General features: G+C 66.6%; 19 protein-coding genes. 4 read left to right on the plus strand and 15 right to left on the minus strand.

Annotated features, from left to right (window positions below):
• Positions 1 to 46 precede the first annotated feature (46 nt).
• Positions 47 to 1375 carry an acetyl-CoA hydrolase/transferase family protein gene (locus ACZY0X_RS20410; protein ID WP_463772960.1) on the plus strand — a complete coding sequence of 443 codons (1329 nt, stop codon included), beginning with the start codon at positions 47 to 49 and terminating at the stop codon, positions 1373 to 1375.
• On the opposite strand, the gene ACZY0X_RS20415 is transcribed toward ACZY0X_RS20410, so the two are convergent.
• The 15 genes from ACZY0X_RS20415 to ACZY0X_RS20485 all read right to left on the minus strand — a co-directional run bounded on the left by ACZY0X_RS20415 (position 1365) and on the right by ACZY0X_RS20485 (position 14554).
• Positions 1365 to 2732 carry a flavin monoamine oxidase family protein gene (locus ACZY0X_RS20415; RefSeq protein WP_463772962.1) on the minus strand — a complete coding sequence of 456 codons (1368 nt, stop codon included), beginning with the start codon at positions 2730 to 2732 and terminating at the stop codon, positions 1365 to 1367. The genes ACZY0X_RS20410 and ACZY0X_RS20415 overlap by 11 nt on opposite strands.
• A 44-nt stretch (positions 2733 to 2776) precedes the next feature.
• Complete coding sequence (locus ACZY0X_RS20420) at positions 2777 to 3550, minus strand: amino acid ABC transporter ATP-binding protein (protein ID WP_463772964.1); 774 nt, start codon at positions 3548 to 3550, stop codon at positions 2777 to 2779.
• Entirely contained in the window at positions 3547 to 5016 is a 1470-nt protein-coding gene (locus ACZY0X_RS20425; protein ID WP_463772965.1) for an ABC transporter permease subunit, read from the minus strand. The genes ACZY0X_RS20420 and ACZY0X_RS20425 overlap by 4 nt, the downstream gene beginning before the upstream one ends.
• Before the next feature lie 44 nt (positions 5017 to 5060).
• On the minus strand, positions 5061 to 5933 hold the full coding sequence (gluQRS, locus tag ACZY0X_RS20430) for a tRNA glutamyl-Q(34) synthetase GluQRS (protein WP_463772966.1): 873 nt from the start codon (positions 5931 to 5933) through the stop codon (positions 5061 to 5063).
• Positions 5934 to 5950: 17 nt separating this feature from the next.
• Entirely contained in the window at positions 5951 to 6604 is a 654-nt protein-coding gene (locus tag ACZY0X_RS20435; RefSeq protein WP_463772967.1) for an MBL fold metallo-hydrolase, read from the minus strand.
• Between the two features lie 74 nt (positions 6605 to 6678).
• Positions 6679 to 7461 carry a GntR family transcriptional regulator gene (locus ACZY0X_RS20440; RefSeq protein ID WP_463772968.1) on the minus strand — a complete coding sequence of 261 codons (783 nt, stop codon included), beginning with the start codon at positions 7459 to 7461 and terminating at the stop codon, positions 6679 to 6681.
• A 72-nt stretch (positions 7462 to 7533) separates the two neighbouring features.
• The gene (gene fabG / locus ACZY0X_RS20445) at positions 7534 to 8313 is read right to left on the minus strand and encodes a 3-oxoacyl-ACP reductase FabG (RefSeq protein WP_241402630.1); all 780 of its coding nucleotides are present in this window, start codon (positions 8311 to 8313) and stop codon (positions 7534 to 7536) included.
• Between the two features lie 42 nt (positions 8314 to 8355).
• Positions 8356 to 9366, minus strand: coding sequence for a phosphotransferase enzyme family protein (locus tag ACZY0X_RS20450; RefSeq protein ID WP_463772970.1), 1011 nt, complete (start codon positions 9364 to 9366; stop codon positions 8356 to 8358).
• The gene (locus ACZY0X_RS20455) at positions 9366 to 10031 is read right to left on the minus strand and encodes a microcompartment protein (RefSeq protein WP_354522898.1); all 666 of its coding nucleotides are present in this window, start codon (positions 10029 to 10031) and stop codon (positions 9366 to 9368) included. The genes ACZY0X_RS20450 and ACZY0X_RS20455 overlap by 1 nt, the downstream gene beginning before the upstream one ends.
• An 8-nt stretch (positions 10032 to 10039) precedes the next feature.
• Complete coding sequence (locus ACZY0X_RS20460) at positions 10040 to 10321, minus strand: BMC domain-containing protein (protein ID WP_241402633.1); 282 nt, start codon at positions 10319 to 10321, stop codon at positions 10040 to 10042.
• A gap of 37 nt (positions 10322 to 10358) precedes the next feature.
• Positions 10359 to 10604: a EutN/CcmL family microcompartment protein gene (locus tag ACZY0X_RS20465; RefSeq protein ID WP_463772972.1), complete on the minus strand. Its 246-nt coding sequence runs from the start codon at positions 10602 to 10604 to the stop codon at positions 10359 to 10361.
• Positions 10605 to 10626: 22 nt separating this feature from the next.
• Positions 10627 to 11124, minus strand: coding sequence for a hypothetical protein (locus tag ACZY0X_RS20470; protein ID WP_463772974.1), 498 nt, complete (start codon positions 11122 to 11124; stop codon positions 10627 to 10629).
• On the minus strand, positions 11121 to 11726 hold the full coding sequence (locus ACZY0X_RS20475) for a BMC domain-containing protein (protein WP_354522900.1): 606 nt from the start codon (positions 11724 to 11726) through the stop codon (positions 11121 to 11123). Before ACZY0X_RS20475 ends, ACZY0X_RS20470 begins: the two co-directional genes overlap by 4 nt.
• 3 nt (positions 11727 to 11729) lie before the next feature.
• Positions 11730 to 13277 (minus strand): aldehyde dehydrogenase family protein, encoded by a 1548-nt coding sequence (locus ACZY0X_RS20480; protein ID WP_463772975.1) that lies wholly within the window; start codon positions 13275 to 13277, stop codon positions 11730 to 11732.
• Positions 13274 to 14554 (minus strand): class-III pyridoxal-phosphate-dependent aminotransferase, encoded by a 1281-nt coding sequence (locus ACZY0X_RS20485; RefSeq protein WP_463772977.1) that lies wholly within the window; start codon positions 14552 to 14554, stop codon positions 13274 to 13276. The genes ACZY0X_RS20480 and ACZY0X_RS20485 overlap by 4 nt, the downstream gene beginning before the upstream one ends.
• Before the next feature lie 217 nt (positions 14555 to 14771).
• On the opposite strand from ACZY0X_RS20485, the gene ACZY0X_RS20490 reads away from it, so the two are divergent.
• From ACZY0X_RS20490 to ACZY0X_RS20500, 3 genes are read left to right on the plus strand one after another with little or no spacing between them, the layout of a single operon-like run.
• Positions 14772 to 16304 (plus strand): APC family permease, encoded by a 1533-nt coding sequence (locus ACZY0X_RS20490; protein ID WP_463772978.1) that lies wholly within the window; start codon positions 14772 to 14774, stop codon positions 16302 to 16304.
• A 14-nt stretch (positions 16305 to 16318) separates the two neighbouring features.
• Complete coding sequence (locus ACZY0X_RS20495; protein WP_463772979.1) at positions 16319 to 18583, plus strand: propanediol/glycerol family dehydratase large subunit; 2265 nt, start codon at positions 16319 to 16321, stop codon at positions 18581 to 18583.
• Positions 18580 to 18951, plus strand: coding sequence for a diol dehydratase small subunit (locus tag ACZY0X_RS20500; RefSeq protein WP_463772980.1), 372 nt, complete (start codon positions 18580 to 18582; stop codon positions 18949 to 18951). The genes ACZY0X_RS20495 and ACZY0X_RS20500 overlap by 4 nt, the downstream gene beginning before the upstream one ends.
• Position 18952 lies beyond the last annotated feature (1 nt).

Below are 18952 nucleotides of genomic sequence, written 5' to 3' on the forward strand. Positions count from 1 at the left end.
GCGAACGAAAGCGCGCCGAAATCACGGGGAGAGATAGGGTCGCGCCATGCCAGAGGAGCTGACCGCCGAGCAGGCCGCCGCACTGCTCGGATCCGAGGACACGCTGGGGATACCGCTCGGGCCGGGTCAGCCGCCGGCGTTCATGCGTGCGCTCGGCGAGCGTGAGGACTGGACGGACCTGCGCGTGTACGGCGCACTGCTCGCGGTGGGCACCGAGCTGTTCACTCGACCCGGGGTGCACTACCTGTCGGGATTCTTCGGTCCGCTCGAGCGGGCGCTGCTGGCCGCCGGAGCCGATATCGAGTTCACGCCCGCGGACTTCCGACGCTTCGGACCGCTGTTGCAGCGTCAGGCGCCGCGCGTGATGACGACCGTCGCAGCGCCGCCCGACGCCGACGGCTGGTGCTCCCTGTCGTTGCACGCAGGTGGCACGATCGGCGAGCTGCGCAGCGCGGGTGCCGATCCCGACCGGCTGCTCATCGTCGAGGTATCGGATTCCTACCCAACGACTTTCGGGTTGGGCGCGCATCGGAGGGCAGGAGCGGAGCGACCCGGGAGTGAATATCGCCATGCGGTGCACGTCGACGATATCGACATCCTCGTGCACTCGACTGACGCACCGCTCGCGCTGCCTGGCGGTGACGCGCCGCCCACCGACGTCGACCAGGCGATCGCGCGGCACGCCGTTGACTTCATCCCCTCCGGCGCGACGCTGCAGACGGGGATCGGCTCGATTCCCAACCAGATCGCCACGCTGCTGGCCGAGGGTGACGGCGGCGACTATGGGCTACACAGCGAGATGTTCACCGACGGCTGCATGCGGTTGCATCGTGCGGGCAAGATCAGCAATACCGCCAAGGGGCAGTACGACGGTGTGAGTGTGACGACGTTCGCGTTCGGCTCCACCGAGCTGTACGCGTGGCTGGACGGGAACTTCGAGGTGGCGTTCCTGCCCGTTGAGATCGTCAACGCACCGGAGGTGATCGCCGCCAACAACCACATGATCTCCATCAACGGTGCACTCTCGATTGACCTCCAGGGTCAGGTCGTCGCCGACACGATCAACGGCAAGCAGTTCAGCGGGGTCGGCGGTGCCGAGGACTTCGTGGCAGGCGCCGGGCTCGAGCTGTCCGACCGCTCGCTGATATGTCTACCCTCGACGTTCTCCCATGACGACGGACTGCAGTCACGCATCGTGGGTTCCTTCGGACCCGGCGCGGTGATCACGACGCCACGCCACCATGTCGATGTGATCATCACCGAGTACGGTGTCGCCGAACTCGAGGGCAGGACCGTCCGCGAGCGCGGTGAGGCGCTTGCGGCGATCGCACATCCGCAGTTCCGTGACGAACTGCGGGCGGCACTCAGGGATTGAGTTCGGCGATGACCGCGCGGGCGGCACGCTCACCCGCCTCGACCGCACCCTCCATGTAGGCGCTCCAGTAGGTGGCGGTATCGGTTGACGCCCAATGGATCGGGCCGATCGGCGCCGCCAGGGCCGCACCGTAGGTGGTCCACACCAGCGGGCCGAGGTTCGCGTTGTAGCAGCCGCGCGTCCACTGCCGATCCGACCACTCGCCGTCGACGTAGAACTCCGGATGCGCGGCCCTGTCGCCGTAGTGCCGCACCAACTCCGCGGTCAGCGCGCTGCGGCGCTCGTCGGTCGGCATGCGCCCGAAGGTACGGGCCTGCTGCCCCTCCAGGAACAGCAGCAGCACACCGTGGTCGTCGCCGGGGATGCAGGTGTCATTCGACATCCGTGCCGGGCCGATGTCGGAGATGAGCTGGCCGTTGAGACCGTCTGCGCGCCAGAAGGGTTCGTCGTAGACGAAGAACGCCTTCATCGACGATCCGTTCGGCATGCGCTGGGTGAGCTGGTCGCGAACGCCGGACAGGGGCGGGTCGTACATGATGCGGCCGGCCAGCGTCGGTGAGACCGCGACGATGACCCGACGCCCGCGTGCCGTGATGCCGCCGCGACAGTGCACGGTGACGCTGTCGGAGGTGTGCTCGATCAACAGCACGGGCGCCTCGAGCACGATGTGGTCGGCGATCAGTGCGGCCAGCCGACGCGGAATCTCGCTGGTGCCACCGACGAACCGGGTGGTCTGGGCGCCGCCCTCGGACTCGGCGAAGAGTTCGGAGGTCACGCCGCACGTCTGAATGGTGAACAGCAGATGCAGCAACGACACCTCGACAGTGGGCACCGCGAGGATCCCGACCGTGCAGATCTCCAACAGGGTGCGCGCCACGACGGAGAGACCCTGGGCGTCATACCAGGCGCCCGCCGTGATCGCGTCCCATTCGGCGGCGCGCGGCGCCAGCCACGGCGCGTCGACGGGAACCTCGGCGGCCAGCTCGTCGAGCAGACGGAGCACACGCTCGAGATCGCCTAGCTCGTCGGCGTATCTGGCGTGAAACTCGTTCTCGCGCAGCACACCAGAGCCCACCAGGTCGTAGGACGTCTCACCCTCGTCGTACTGAGGGAACGTCTCGACACCGAGGTCGGCCGCCAGCGCGAACATGCGCTCGTGGGTGTCACCGATCCACTGCGCCCCGATCTCCACCGGCAACCCCGGAGCCACCTCCTCGGTGAGAATTCGTCCGCCGACGCGGGTGTCGGCCTCCAGGACCAGGGGCGTGAGGCCGGCCGCGAGCACCGTTCGGGCGGCGATCATGCCCGACAGGCCCGCCCCGACGATGACGACGTCGGCTTGCATGTTGCGTGACATGCCCACAGCATCGCCGGTAACCGACGCGCGGTGGGGGAAATGGGCTACAGCGGATTGAGGATGCGTTGCAGGAACTGGCGGGTGCGCTCCTCCTTCGGATTCCCGATCACCTCGTCCGGTGAGCCCCTCTCCAGCACCACGCCGCGGTCGGTGAACAGCACCTGATTGGACACCTGCCTGGCGAACTGGATCTCATGCGTGACGATCACCATCGTCCAGCCCTCAACCGCCAGATCCTTGATGACCGAGAGCACTTCGCCGACCAGCTCGGGGTCCAGCGACGACGTGGGCTCATCGAACAGCACCAGTTTCGGCTTGAGCGCCAGCGCCCGCGCGATACCGACGCGCTGCTGCTGCCCGCCGGAGAGCTGATACGGGTACTGATCTCTCTTCGCGGCCAGACCGACCTGGTCGAGGAGTTTGACGGCCTCCTCGACGACCTCGTCCTTCGGCCGCTTCTGCACGATGAGCGGTCCCTCGATGATGTTCTCCAGCACGGTCTTGTGCGGGAACAGGTTGTGTCCCTGGAACACGAAGCCGCTGCGCGACTGAAACCTGCGCACCTCGGGTTTGGACACTGGCTTGGAGAAGTCGATCTCGATGTCGTCCACCCGGATCACTCCGGCGTCGGGCCGGTCGAGCGCGTTGAGTGCGCGCAGCAGCGTCGTCTTGCCCGACCCCGACGGGCCGATGATCGCGGTCGCCGTGCCCCGCTCCACGGTGAACGACACTCCCTTGAGCACCTTGTTGTCGCCGAAGGCCTTCTCGATGCCCTCGGCGGTGACCCGGTACTCGACCTTCGGTGCTTCTTCCGTCATCGCGCCACGTGCCTTTCCAGTCGACGTTCCAGGCGGTTCTGGCCGAACGACAACACCAGGCAGATCACCCAGTAGTACACCGCGGCCGTGCCGTAGAGGGCGAAGAACTCGAACGTCGGCGCCGCGGCGATCTGTGCCGTCCGCAGAAGTTCGGTCACCAGGATCGTCGACGCCAGCGACGTGTCCTTGACCAGTGAGATCAGCGTGTTCGACAGCGGCGGGACGGCGACCCTGGCGGCCTGCGGAAGAATGATGCGGCGTAGCGCACCGGCGTAGTTGTGGCCGATGGTCTCGGCCGCCTCCCACTGGCCCTTCGGGACGCTCAGGATCGCCGAGCGGATGATCTCCGCCGCGTAGCCGCCGACATTGAGGCTGAACGCGATCACCGCCGCGGGGAACGGATCAATCGTCACCCCGAACGCGGGCAGCGCGAAGAACACGATGAACAGCTGCACCAGCAGGGGTGTGCCGCGAATGATCGAGATGTAGAAGCGGGCGAGATTGGACAGCAGCACGTTCGGCGACAGCCGCGCCAATGCGACCGCCAGCGCGATGATCAGACCCAGCACGAAGCTGATGATCGTCAGCGGGATCGTCATGGTGATCGCCGCCTTGGCCAGGGGCAGGAGGTTGTCGGCGATCAACTTCCACGTCGAGCGTGGCGACTTGACCTCCTCGCCGGCCGTCGGGGTACCAGAGGCGTTGACCTTCAGGTACTTCTCCGAGATGGTGGCCAGTGTGCCGTCAGCCCTGAGCGCGTCGAGAGCGGTGTTGAGTTCGGGCAGCAGGCCGCTGTCCTTGCGGGCGGCGAAGCCCTGCTCACTCCGCTCGCCGGTCTGGGCGGCGATCTTGACCGACGTGTCGTTGGTCTCGGCGAGGTAGGCGTAGACCGCGATGCTGTCGTTGACCGTGGCGTCGACACGGCCCTGGTTGAGCAGGGTGATCGCCTGGGTGAAGCCCTCCACCGCCTCGACCCGCGCCCCGGCGTCGCGGGCGACCTGCGCCCAGTTGCTGGTGGTGGACTGTGCCGCCGTCTTGCCCCTCAGATCGGCCAGCGAGGTGATGGAGTCGTCGTCGGCGCGGGTGACGATGACGCCCTCGGCCACCGAGTACGGCTCCGACAGGTCGTACTTGGCCTGGCGTTCGGCGCTGATGGTGACCTCGTTGGCCACCACGTCGAAGCGGTCGGCCTCGAGTGCCGCGAAGATGGAATCCCATGGTGTCTCGACGAATTGGACACGCACCCCGAGCTTCTCACCGACCGCACGGGCGACGTCGACGTCATAGCCGGCCAGCTCGCCGGTGGCGGGGTCGTGGAAGCTGAACGGCGCGTACGTGCCCTCGGTGCCGACGCGCAGCACCCCGGACGACTTGATCGAGTCATTGGCGCCTGAACCGCAGGCTGCGGTCAGCAGCACGGCCGCGATCAGCAGGACTGGAAGCAGTGCTCTTCGTATCTTCCGCACTGGCGGACGCTAACAAGCGCGGGGTGGTGGGCACAGTGTTCTGCTCATGTGGGTCGGTATACCCACGGCTCACGGGGCAACCGGGCGGGGTCGAACTCGGCGAGCATGCCCTCGACGGTCCTCGCGTGCCAGCCCAGCGACTCGGAGATCTGCGCGAGTGCCGTCGGAACGCCGATCTCGGCCAGGCTCACCGCGCCGTCACGCTTGGCCAACCGCTTGCCCCCCGCGCCGAGCACCAGAGGCACGTGCGCGTACGTCGGCGGCACGTGGCCAAGCAGTGATGCCAGGTAGGCCTGTCGGGGCGATGACGACAGCAGGTCGTCACCGCGCACCACCTGATCGACTCCTCCCGCGGCGTCGTCGACGACGACAGCCAGGTTGTAGGCGGTCACGCCGTCACCGCGACGGAGCACGAAGTCGTCGACCACGCCGGTGTGGGGCCCGTGCAGGAGGTCGGTCACGGTGAACGTCGTGAGCTCCGAGCGCAGCCGCAGCGCGGGAGGACGGCCCGCAGCGACGCGCTCGGCACGCTCGGCGGCGGTCAGGTTCCGGCATGTGCCCGGATAGGCTCCCTGCGGCGCATGCGGTGCGCGGGGCGCGGCGAGGATATCCCTTCTGCTGCAGAAGCATTCGAATGTCAGGCCGCGGGCGGTCAGATCCTCGACCACGGTGTCGTAGCGGTCCTCGTGTGCCGTCTGGAACTCGACGTCCCCGTCCCACGTCACGCCGATGGCGGCCAGATCGGCGATCTGGCGTTGCGCGATGTCGGCGGACGTACGGTCATCGAGGTCCTCCACCCGCAGGAGGAACCGTCGGCCCGTCGACCGCGCGAAAAGCCACGCCAGGATCGCTGTCCGTAGGTTGCCGACGTGCAGGTCGGCCGACGGGCTTGGCGCGTACCGGCCGGCGGGAGTCATGCTCGCAATCTAGCGGCCTACGCGCACGCGACCGCGTCGGAGAGCTTGGACCGGGCCTGTGCGACGCTGTCCGACCACTGCGACCCGGACGAGACGTGGACTGCGGTGTCGCTCGCGAACGCGCTGGAGATCACCAGGTCGGGCCGAAGCGTGGCCAGCACCTGAAGGCTGTCGGCGAGTGACTCGGCGTCGCTGCTCGGCGGGATGTACCCGGCTGCCCAGGTGCCGTCGTCGCCGACGAACATCGTGTCGCCGGTGAACAGGTACTGCCTGCCGTTGGCTCCGGGCACCAGATAGCAGGTGCTGCCCGGCGAGTGCCCGGGCGTCGGGATCACCTCGATGCCGTTACCGTCGACGTGACGGGTGGCCAACGGCACGTCGACGTGCGCGTGCTGGCCGATCTCGACGAGTTCGGCGACGGGCGCGTGTAGGCGCGCACCGAAGCGTTCGGCCACCCGCGCCAGCATCGGCCCCGCCTCGTCGCGGTGCGAAAGGTAGTGGTGGGCAACGCCACCGAGTTCGGCGATGTGGTCGTGCTCGGTGTCGGTCATGGTGCTGTAGAACAGCACGTTGCCCTCAGGCCCGCCGGTCCACAGGTAGGCGTGTGTGGTCAGACCGGGAAAGGGGCTGTCTACCTGGGTTTCCCAGAGATCAGAACGAATCGGGCGCATGGGGATCCTCCTTGGTGGTGTGTCTCTTGGAGACCACCATGCAACCTCAACTTTGCTTGAGGTCAAGGGATCGGTCAGCTGGCCTTGGTCTCGGCGGCCTGGCTCTGCAGCGCCACCGAGGCGGTGTCGATGGTTGACTGCGCACCCAGGCCGCGGCCATGCACCGTCACGGCCAGCCGCGTGCGGTCACCGCGGAACAGGTCGCGGGAGAACTCGCACGGCGTGCCGTGCTGGTCGTACGTGATGCGAGTGATGAGCAGCAGCGCCGACTTCGGATTGACGCCAAGCAGTGTCGATTCCTCAGCGGTGGCATTGACCGCCTCGATGCGCTCGTCCGCGCGGGCGGTGACCAGACCGTACTGGCTCTCCAGAACTTCGTAGATCGAGCCGCCGAGCTGTTGTTCGAGCAGGCCAGGAAAGACGTCGGCGGGAAACTGCGCCAACTCCAGCGATATCGGGGACCCGTCGGCGAGGCGCACGCGCTGAATCTCAACAACGAAGTCGTCAGGGCCGATGTGCAGGGCCTGCTGTGTGGTGCGGTCGGGGCCGGTGATCTTGGTGGACAGCACGCGAGTTCCGGCGACATAGCCCTGGTTGGCGAGGAACGCAGGGACGCCGACGACATCGGAGAGGCTGCGCTGTACCTGCGCGTGGCTGATGAAGATGCCACCGGCCCGGCCGATGGCCCGGTCGACGAGCCCCGCCTCCTCGAGCGCCGCCAGCACCTGGCGCAGGCTGGACCGGCTGGTGCCGTATCGCTCCGCCAGTTCGCGTTCGCTGCCGAGCTTGGTGCCGGGCGTGCCCGCATTGATATCGGCAACGATCCGGCGCCGTAGTTCCTCGGTTGGCGTTGACACCGGTACCTCCTGGCCGAAAAATTTGGTACGACCAATTCTAGGGGACGCCGGTGGCCGTTGGGACCAGGACCGCTAGATCTCGGCGAGCGCCTCTTGCGACTCGGGAAGGATCTGGCCACCGTCGACGACCAAGGATTGGCCGGTGACATAGGACGCCTCGTCGGTGGCGAAGAACAGCGCGGCATTCCCGATGTCCGCGACGCTGCCGAGTCGTCCGGCGGGGATGGCGGCAGCCATTTGGTCCATGTAGTTCTGGCCCATTTCGACGAGACCCTCGGTCACGATGTTGCCCGGCAGGACGGCGTTGACCGTGATCTTGCGGGGCGCGAGCTCCATTGCTGCGGTGCGCAGGAATCCCAGTTGCGCCGCCTTGCTGGCACCGTAGTGCGACCACCCGGGGTAGCCGGTGATGGGTCCCGTGATCGACGAGGTGATGATCACCCGGCCGTGTCCGCTTTCCGTCAACGCGGCCAGAGCGGCCTGCACGATGTACACGGTGCCCTTGAAGTTCACCCCGATCACCTGCTCGATGTCCTCGGGTGTGAGGTCCTCGAGCCGTCCCGACGGGAAGATGCCCGCATTGGCGCAGACGATGTCCAGCCCGCCATGCCGTTTCACCGCGGTGTCTACGGCGTGGCGACAGTCGTCGGGGCTCGTCACGTCGGCGGCCACGCCGCTCACCGCGCCGGGCCTGCCCGCGAGGTCTGCGACCGCGGCCTCGATGTCACTCTGCGTGCGGCCGGTGAGCACGACGTTCACGCCCGCGTTCGCGAACGTCTCGGCAATCCCACGGCCGATGCCCTTGCTTCCGCCGGTGACGACGGCGGTTCGGCCCTGCAGGGATGTGAACATGTCATTGGCCTTTCGGTGGTGATCTTTTGATTGCCGGGACGGCTAGGGGGTCAGATGCAGGCCGTTGGAGGTGAGGTAGCGCTCGGCAAGCGCACAACTGCCCTCCGCGTAGGTGACCGAGATGGCCTGAGATTCCTTGGAGTGACTGTGGGTGCCCATCCACGCCAGCAGCAGTAGCCGGCGCAGCAGCACGAAGGATGACAGCATCTCCTCGTCAGCGGTAGGGAGCGGACGCCGGCTCCGGTAGCCCGTGACCCACGCGTCCTGCCACTCCGGTACTGCGGGATCGTCCTCGAAGAACGACACCGCGGTACCGAAATCGTAGAAGTACCAGCCAAAGCCGCAGTCGTCGAAGTCGATCACCGTGATGGCATCGCCGTCGACCAGCAGGTTCGCCAAGCGCAGGTCGGCGTGGATGAGGCCGAAGGTGTCCTGACTGTTGCCGTAGTCGGCCAGCCGCTGCTGCAGGAGCCGCTGAGCCCGGTCGAGAACCGCGGCCTCCGACGCGCCGACGCCGATGGCGTCCTGCCAGCGGCCCCACCGGGGCTGGTTGCCCAGGCTGTGCTCCCAGTCCCAGGCGAACCTGCCGAAACCGGACGGGCGCGACCACTCCCGGGAATGGTCGTGAAGGGCTGCGGTGATGCGGCCCAACGTGCGGAAGTCGTCGACCGTGAGGGACTCCTCAGCGGGTTCCGCTCCGTCCACCATGTTGAAGTGAACGACGTGGCGTGCCACACCGTCGTGCTCGACCGTCACGACGCGCCTGCCATCGCGCGCGGGCAGGACCACCGGCACCGTGACATCACTGTCGCGGCGAAGGGCGTCAAGCCACTCGAGTTCGGACTCGATCTCGTGCTGCTTGTGGTAGTCCCTGCGGTGTACCCGCAGGATCGACCGCTTTCCGGTCCCCGCGTCATCGACTGCGTACGTCGCGTTCTCGGAGAGATTCAGTAGCCGCAGTGTCGAGTCGGGCGCGATGTCGAATGAGCGCAGGGCGAGTTCGGCGACCTCGACGTCGTCGCCGACAAACGCAGCATCCCCGGGCTCACCCATCAGTGGTCGCGCCCTTCGATACCCGCCAACACCTCAGTGATTCGATCCCTTGCCATCGTCACGTCCTTGGTACTTCCGCCGATGTACAGCCTGCCTGCGGCACCGATCATCTGCACGTCCACCAGCGTGAGCCCCGGTGCGACGCGTTCGGCCTCGTTGGCCGCCACCGCTGCGAACAGCGCAGGCGTCATCTCGTAGACCAGCAGCGACTGTCCCGGGAGCACCATTGATCCCTGACGGTTGCGGTTGATGATCACCGCGTGCTGGTCGGTGATGTCCTCGATTATGTCGTGGTACAGCACCCGCGGTCGCAACTGGTCGGCCGCAGAGTTCCCAGTGCCGGAGAGAATGGCCTCGCCTGCTCGCCGAACATCGGCGAGGTTTGCCGAGTGGATCTCCAGCACACCGAACTGCCGCTCCACGTACAGGATTCCGGGCTGGATTCCAGGAACCTCCCGCAGCGCGAGGTCGATCACGCGCTCGATCGCCAAGGCGGGGGACACCTCAACGATCAAGGCGTGCTCGCCGGCGTACGGCGGGTACCCCCGGGCCCGCGTCGGCGTGCCCAGGTATGCCGCGAACTGCTGCTGAAGATCCTCGACCAGGAGGTAGACGCGAATATCGGTTCGCGTCCCCGTCATGGTCATGGCGTCGGTTTTGGCCATCGTGGCTGCTACTGAGCGGCGACGGAGAAGTGCGCGCCGAGTTCAGTGTGCGGCCGCGGGATGACATGCACGCTGATCAGTTCGCCCACCTGGGAGGCGGATTCGGCACCGGCCTCGGTGGCGGCCTTGACCGCGCCGACCTCACCGGTGACGATGACGGCCACCAGTCCATCGCCCACCTGCTGACGATCGGTGATCGTCACGTTGGCGGCCTTGACCATTGCATCGGCTGCTGCCAGTGCGGCGACGAAGCCCTTGGTCTCGATCATTCCGATCGCGTTGCTTGCCATGATGATTCTCCTTCTTATCGGGGTTTGTCTGAACTGCTTATTCGGTTGGATCGATGGAGCCGATGATGAGCGCATCGACGGGCGGTGGGGTGCCGGTGAACCAGCTGGATGCCACCGAGCCCTGTGCGATGAGGACCTGTTCGCCCACACCGCTGCCGAGGACGTCGAACGCGATGAGCCGCGAGTTGGAACCGTCGACCTCGACTTCGAGGAACGCACCCGCGGGCACACCCTCGACCCGTCGCGTTGACCACACCTGGCCGGTGACCGTCGCTTTTATCATTTTTGCTCCTCCGTCGCGGCCATCACTTTCGCTCCTTCTCAATCGTCAGCCCGAGCGCACGAGCGCGTTCCCGGGCCAGCGGGGTGAGTACGGCCCGCGGGCCGAGCACCAGGGTCGCGCCGGACTCGGCGAGTTCGGCAACGGTCCGTTCCGTGACGGCGCCGCGATCGAAACGTCGGGTGGTTCCGCCGGGGCTGCGCGTCGCACCGGCCAGCCGGAATGTCAGCCGGCCGTTGCGCAGGTCCGCGCGGGTCTTGGGATTCTCATAGAGCCGCAACAGGTTACGTACGAATGCGTCGAGATCCGCGTCGGAGCGGATGCTGACGGTGTCCGCGCGGGACCTCTCATCGGCGGCCAACGGACCGGTCGGGGTTGGGCCGGTCGGTTTGGGGGGTACCGCGGTCGGCGCGGCGGGCGGCGGGGTGACCGCCTTGGACACCTTCGGCTTCAGGTCGCCGACGGCCTCGCGCACCACCTCGCGGACCAGGAGGCGCAGTTGGTCGCGATCGATGCCTGTCACACCGCACTCCGGCGCAGTGCATCCTCGGCAGCCTCGGCGGCCTGTCGCACATCGGCTTCCGAGCCCGACAGATAGACCCGTCCGGTGGCGCCGATCATCCGGAAGTCGACGACCTTGATGTCGGCGGCCTTCTCGGCCTCGTTGGTGGCCAGGATGGCGTAGGACGCGGGCGAGACCTCGAGTACGTACAGCGTCTCACCCGCCAGCACCATTGACCCGATCTTGTTGCGGTTGATCAGGAACGCGTGCTGCTGGTCGATGCTGGAGATGATGCGTGAGGCCAGGATCGTCGGGCTGATTGCCGAGTCCCCGGCGTCGCCGAGTTCGGCGAGCGCGGCGTCGGCGGCGGCCTTGACGGCACCGGTCTCACCGTGGAACTCGAGGTACCCGAACTGCCGCTCGACGACGAGCACACCGGCCTTGACCTCGGCGTGCTTGAGCGCCACGTCGGTGATGCCCTCGATGTCCAGGCCCGGTGCCACCTCGATGATCTGGGCGGCCGAGTCGGCACGCGGCAGAGCACCCTTGATCCAGGTGCCCAGATACGACATCGTCTGGGGTTGTAGACGATCGATGAAGATGAAGGAACGCAGTTCAGCCACGGGTCACCTCTTGATGAGTTGAGCGAGTTCTTCGACGACGAGCGCGCGTAGTTCGGCGCGCAGTGCATCGATGCCGGGATCGGCGGTGCGCAGGGGCGCGGTGTTCGGAGTGCGGGTGGCGATGATCTGGCCGCCGGAGTCGTTGGACGCCAGCGGGTAGGCCGGCACGGGACCGGCAGGCGAATGCCACGGCGCGATGCCCGCGAATTCTGGCATCCGCACGCCCGCGTCGGCGTTGTAGGCGATCCGCGCCCAGTTCATCAGGTTGTGCGGCTGCAGGTTCTCACCGATCGAACTGCGGCCGACGAACCCTGTGCCGATCGTCATCGACGGCGCGAGGTTGGTCTCCAGGCCGGAGGAACCGGTGCTGTTACCGACGTTGACCGACACCCGCAGCACGGGCACCTGCGCGGCGAATTCGGTGATCACACGCGGGTTCTCGCTGTGAATGGCCGCCGAGTGTCCCGCACCGGCGATGCGCACCACGGCCCGAGCGGCACGGATGCCGCGTGCCGCGTCCGCAACGGTCGTCATGCCGATGACCGGGCAGAGCTTCTCGTGCGTCAGCACCTCCTCGGTGATGACGTCGGTGAACGGCGCGACGAGCAGGCGGGTCTTGGCGGTGACACGCAGCCCGGCCTGCTCTGCGATCCACGCCGCGGAACGTCCCACCACGTCGGTGTTGAGGTGTCCGTCGGGGAACATGTACGCGCGAAGCCGTGTCGCGGCATCGGCGTCGAGGATGTGCGCGCCGTTGCGGGTCAGCGCCGAACTGAGCTTGGCCGCAATGGAATCCTCGGCGATGAGAACCGACTCGTTGGTGCACAGCACGGAGTTGTCGAACGCCTTGCTGTCGACGATCCGCCGAGCCGCGGCCTCCACATCGGCGCTGGCGTCGACGAAGACCGGGACGTTACCCGGCCCGACGCCGAGGGCAGGATTGCCCGATGAGTACGCGGCCCGCACGACGCCGGTGCCGCCGGTGGCGACGATGACGTCGGTGCGCTCGTCGGCCATGAGCGCCTCGATCAGCGGGATCGAGGGCTCCTCGACCACCGAGACGATGCCGTCGGGTGCGCCGGCGGCCACCGCGGCCTCGGCCAGAATCCGGACGGCGTCGATCGAGCACTGCCTGGCCCGCGGGTGCGGTGCCACCACGATGGCGTTACGGGTCATCAGGGCCAGGATCACCTTGAAGTACACCGTTGCCACGGGATTCGTGGTTGGCGTCAGCGCCAGTACCACGCCCGCGGGGCGCGGGATCTCGACGATCTTGCGGGCGGCGTCTACGCGGGGTGACACGAAGTCCTCACCGCGGTAGTACTCCACGATGCCGCGTGAACAGGCCCGGTTCTTGGTCACCTTGTCGGCGACGACGCCCATCCCGGTCTCGGCGACGGCCGCGGCAGCGAAGCGCTCGGCCTCGGCGTGGCCCGCGTCGGCGACCGCCTGCACGATCGAGCTGACGGCGGCCTGGTCGTACTCGGCGTATGCCCCGGCTGCCCAGCGCGCCCGTTCGAGTAGATGGCCTGCCGCTGCGATGCTGCTCATGAGTTCCTCCGTCCGGTTGCCGCCGCCCGTGCCCGACCCACGGAGACCTCGACGCGGTCCAGCACGTCCTCGCAGAGGTCGCGGCTCAGAAGTAGGCCCGGTTTGAATTGCAGCACACGGGGATCCAGTGTCGAGAAGATCGCCCACACTCCGTTTTCGTACAGTTCCCGCATGACGAACTTGGCGCCCTCGGGGTGGTCGAACTCGAGGCCGATCACGACGCCGTTCTGCCGGATGCCGACGAACCAGTCGGGGTAGTCGGCTTGAATGCGGGCCAGCCCCTTGGCGAAGATGTCGGCGATGTAGTGCACCGATGAGCGGACCTGGGGTCGGCCGGTGATCTCGAGGGTCTTGATGGCCGCGACGCAGCCGAGCTCGGCGCCACCGAAGGTCGAGATGTGGCCGAACCCGTCTTGATCGAGCCACTGGGCAGCCCGGTCGCTGAGCATCACGGCGGAGATCGGGTACATCCCGCCGGACAGGCCCTTGCCCGAGACCATGATGTCGGGTTCGATGCCGTGCTTGGTGATAGCCCACATCTCCCCGGTGCGCATCAGACCTGTCTGCACCTCGTCGGCGATGTAGAGCGCGTCGTAGCGGACGCAGAGGTCCTTGACAGCCTCGAGGTAACCCGGTGGCGGTAGCGGGAATCCGTATGTCGCGGGAATGGTCTCCATGATCACTGCCGCGACGTCGCGTCCGCGCAGAGCCTGCTCCATCGCGTCGACGTCACCGAAGAGTACTTGGATGAACTCGTCCGGGCGGTCGGAGAGGAACAGTTTGGCGAAACGGTCGTCGCCGGTGGCGACCGCCAGACCGGTGTGCCCGTGATAGGCCTTCACGATCGAGACGATCTTGCGACGCTGGGTGGCGTGGCGAGCGCTCTTGAGTGCGATGTCGATGGCCTCACCGCCGCCGGAACCGAACGCCACCTTGGTGATTGACGCCGGTGAGGACTCGACCAGCTTCTGCGCCAACGCCGTGCGGGCGACCGACGGGAAGTGGTGATTGCCCATGTCGAAGTGCTGCATGCCCTCCGAGATCGCAGCCATCACCTCAGGATTGCGGTGGCCGAGGTTGTAGGTGCCACCGTTGAGGTGCATGTCGATCAGGCGTCGCCCGCTCATGTCCCACAGGAAGTAGCCCTCCCGGCGGTCGATGACCAGGTCGACACCAGTGTCTGTCCAGAACTGGGTCTTATCCGGATTCCAGTATTCCTTCGCCCGCTCCAGGACCTGTGTCTTGGACTCGAACGAGAACGTGCCGTAGTCGTACACGAAACTCCCTGCCGTGGATGTCTTGAGGGGGTGTTGGCGACCACCCTAAAATGGTTGGACCATTAATGTCAATGGATCAGGAATCTTCGGCTAGCGGTTGCGCTCCCTAATTGGTAGTGCCAATATACGGAGGTTCGGCTGTGGGCTGGGCCACACTGGCACCCGCGCGTGAGCCACACCGTTTTCCTACCGTTCGCCTGGAAGGTGTCTACATAAGATGACCGATCAAGTCGCATCACGCGACGTCAAGACAGGTGACCCCGTCCAACGGCTTAAGCGAAACGCCGTTGGTACCTTTGGTGTCATCTTCATGGCGGTGGCCACTGCCGCGCCCATCACGGCCATGGTCGGCAACGTGCCGATCGCCGTCGGGTTCGGAAATGGTTCACACGCACCCGCTGGTTACATCGTCGCCACCGTCGTGCTTGGCCTGTTCGCCATCGGCTACGCGACGATGGCCAAGCACATCACCACAACCGGTGCGTTCTACGGCTACATCTCGCACGGGCTGGGTCGTGTGGTTGGCATGGCCAGTGGCCTGTTGATCACCATGGCCTATGTCGTCTTCGAGGCCTCACTGATCGGCATCTTCTCGTTCTTCTTCAAGAACTTCCTGTCGTCACAGTTCGGCGTCGAGATCCACTGGATCCTGCCGGCCATGCTGATGCTGGCGCTCAACGCGATCCTGACCTACTTCGACGTGAACCTCACGGCGAAGGTGCTCGGCGTGTTCCTGGTGACCGAGATCGTGATGCTGTCCCTTGGTGCGTTTGCAGTGCTGTTCCAGGGTGGCGGCCCCGAAGGCTTCGCGGTCGGCGAGATCCTCAACCCGATCGGTGCCTTCACCCCGGCTGCCATCGCGGGCGCCAGCGCCGGCCTCGGTCTGTTCTTCGCGTTCTGGTCATGGGTCGGGTTCGAGTCCACCGCCATGTACGGCGAGGAGTCCAAGGACCCGAAGAAGATCATCCCGCGCGCCACGATGCTCAGCGTCCTCGGCGTCGGCATCTTCTACGTCTTCGTGTCCTGGATGGCGATCGCGGGCACCGGGCCGCAACAGGCGGTCGATCTCGCGCAGAACGCGGACACCTCGTCGGAGATCTTCTTCGGCCCCGTCCGCAGCACCTACGGCGAGTGGGCTATCACGCTGTTCAACATCCTGCTGGTGACGGGTTCGTTCGCCTGTGGCATGGCATTCCACAACTGTGCGTCGCGTTACCTGTACGCACTGGGCCGCGAGGGACTGTCGGAGGGTCTGCAGAAGACGCTCGGCGCGACTCATCCCAAGCACGGATCGCCCTACATCGCGTCGTTCGTGCAGAGCGGCATCGCGTTGGTGCTGATCCTCGCGTTCTTCTTCGCGGGGATGGATCCGTACGTGCACATGTACACGCTGCTGGCGATCCTCGGCACGATGGCGATCCTGATCGTGCAATCGCTGTGCGCCTTCTCGGTCATCGCCTACTTCCACTTCCACAAGAACCACCCGTCCAGCGCGCACTGGTTCAAGACGTTCCTCGCCCCAGGGCTGGGCGGCATTGGCATGCTGTACGTGGTGTACCTGCTGTGGGAGCACAAGGACGCGGCGGCAGGTGCGGCGTCGGGCACGCTGCTGTTCAAGCTGACCCCGTGGATCGTGATCGGACTGTTCATCTTCGGTGCGAGCATGGCGCTGTACTTCAAGCTCCGCGATCCGCGGCGCTACGAGCTGATCGGTCGAATCGTCTACGACGAGAACGAGATTCGCGACTAAAGGAGTACGTCAGCATGGATGACTCAGACTCCGAGCAATCCGCGCCTCCGCTGGGGCGGTTCAAGGTCCTCGACGCGAAACCCGTCAATCTCGACGGGTTCAGCGTCCCGGACGTCGGACTCGGACTGGTCGCCATGCACTCTGAGAACGACCCCACCCCGTCGCTGGTGATAGGCGACGGGGTGGTTCTCGAACTCGACGGCAAGCCAGCCGCCGAGTTCGACGTGATCGACGAGTTCATCGCCCGCTACGGCATCGACCTGACGGTCGCGGCCGAGGCGATGGCACTCGATGACGTCGAGCTGGCCCGGATGGCCGTCGACGTCAACGTGTCGCGGGCGGAGGTGGTGCGGCTGATCGGCGGCACCACCCCCGCCAAGCTCGCCCGGGTGATGGCCGCGATGTCGCCTGTCGAGATGCAGATGGCGATGGCCAAGATGCGCGTCCGACGGACGCCGAGCAACCAGGCCCACGTCACCAACCAGCTCGATGACCCGCTGCTCATCGCCGCTGACGCCGCCAGTGCGGTCGCCTACGGGTTCCGTGAGGTCGAGACGACGGTGCCGGTCCTCGGCGACGCGCCGTCCAACGCGGTCGCACTGCTGATCGGCAGCCAGGTCGGCACGCCGGGCGCCATGGCCCAGTGCGCGATCGAGGAGGCACTGGAACTGCGGCTGGGGATGCGCGGCCTGACCAGCTATGCCGAGACAATCTCCATCTACGGCACCGAGCAGGTGTTCGTCGACGGTGACGACACCCCGTTCAGCAAGGCGATCCTCACCTCCGCCTACGCCTCGCGTGGCCTGAAGATGCGGGTCACCAGCGGCGGTGGCGCCGAGGTGCTGATGGGTGCGGCCGAGCGGTGCTCGATCCTGTATCTGGAGTCGCGGTGCGTCTCGCTGGCCCGGGCACTCGGCTCTCAGGGGGTACAGAACGGCGGCATCGACGGCGTCGGTGTCGTGGCCTCGGTACCCGACGGCATGAAGGAACTACTCGCCGAGAACCTCATGGTGATGATGCGGGATCTGGAGTCCTGCGCCGGCAATGACAACCTGATCTCCGAATCCGACATTCGCCGCAGCGCACACACGCTGCCCGTGCTGCTCGCCGGCGCGGACTTCATCTTCTCCGGATTCGGCTCGATCCCGCGCTACGACAACGCCTTCGCGCTGTCGAACTTCAACTCCGATGACATGGACGACTTCCTGGTGCTGCAACGGGACTGGGGTGCCGACGGCGGCCTGCGCACCGTCTCGGCCGAGCATCTGGAGGCCGTCAGGCGCCGCGGAGCCAAAGCCGTACAGGCGGTGTACCGCGACCTCGGCCTCGCCGACTACGACGACGCCCGGGTGGAGGAAGTGGTGGTGGCCAATGGTTCCCGCGACCTCTCGGCCGGGCATCCGAAGATCGTCGCGGAGGCGGCCGCCTCGATCGAGGCCAGATCGCTCACCGTGTTCGACGTCATCGCCTCATTGCAGCGCACGGGGTTCGAGGCTGAGGCTGACGCGATCGCCCGGCTCACCCGGGAGCGGCTCAAGGGTGATCAGCTACAGACCTCCGCGATATTCGACGAGGAGTTCCGCGTCCTGTCCAAGGTCACCGATCCCAACGACTACGCCGGGCCGGGAACGGGTTACACGCTGTCCGAGCGACGGCGCGCCGAGATCGACGGTGTCCGCCAAGCCCGCAGTGCCGCGGAGCTGACCGCCGATCAGGCCGAGCATCACGGCCACGTCATTGTCACCGACGTCGAGATCGCCCGCCAGGGCAGCGACCCGCGTGAAGTGTGCATCGGACTGTCCCCGGCGTGGGGACGTAGCGTGTGGCTGACGCTGTGTGGATTGACCGTGTCCGAGGTACTGAGGCAGATCTCGGCCGGTCTCGAGGAGGAGGGCTGTGTGCCCAGGCTGGTGCGGGTGCGGTCCACCATCGACGTCGGCCTGATCGGGCTGACCGCTGCCCGGCTGTCGGGTTCCGGTATCGGAATCGGGTTGCAGGGCAAGGGCACATCGCTGATTCACCGGCGGGATCTCGCGCCGCTGGCCAACCTCGAACTGTTCAGCGTGGCACCGCTGCTGACGGCGAAGATGTACCGCGAACTCGGCAAGAACGCCGCGCGGCACGCGAAGGGTATGGCGCCGGTCCCCATCCTCACCGGCGGCACCGACGAGTCGATCTCGGCGCGCTACCACGCCCGCGCGGTCGCCCTCGTCGCGCTTGAGCGGGAGGCCTGTGAGCCGGGCCAGCCCCCCGTCACCGTCGAGGTGAGGCGGCCATGAGCGCCGACGATACTTCCCGTCGCTTCGCTCGCCCCGACGTAGAACGGTTCACCGTCGAGAACGCCGTCGACGGCAAGCTCGGCCTGTCAGACCTGCGGATGGATCCCGCGACGCTGGTACATCAGGCCGCCGTGGCGGAACAGCACGGGAACCCGCAGCTCGCCGAGAACTTCCTGCGTGCAGCGGAATTGGCGACTGTCGATGACGAAGAGGTGATGGCGCTGTACGAGGCGCTGCGCCCGTACCGGTCCACCGCCGAGCAACTCGAGGAACTTCGCGCGTCACTTGAGGCACGTGGCGCACCGCGGTGCGCGGAGCTGGTGCGTCAGGCCGCCGACGTCTATGGCCGGCGGGGACTGTTGCGTTGAG

This window comes from Mycobacterium sp. IDUB_39 (assembly GCF_055419205.1).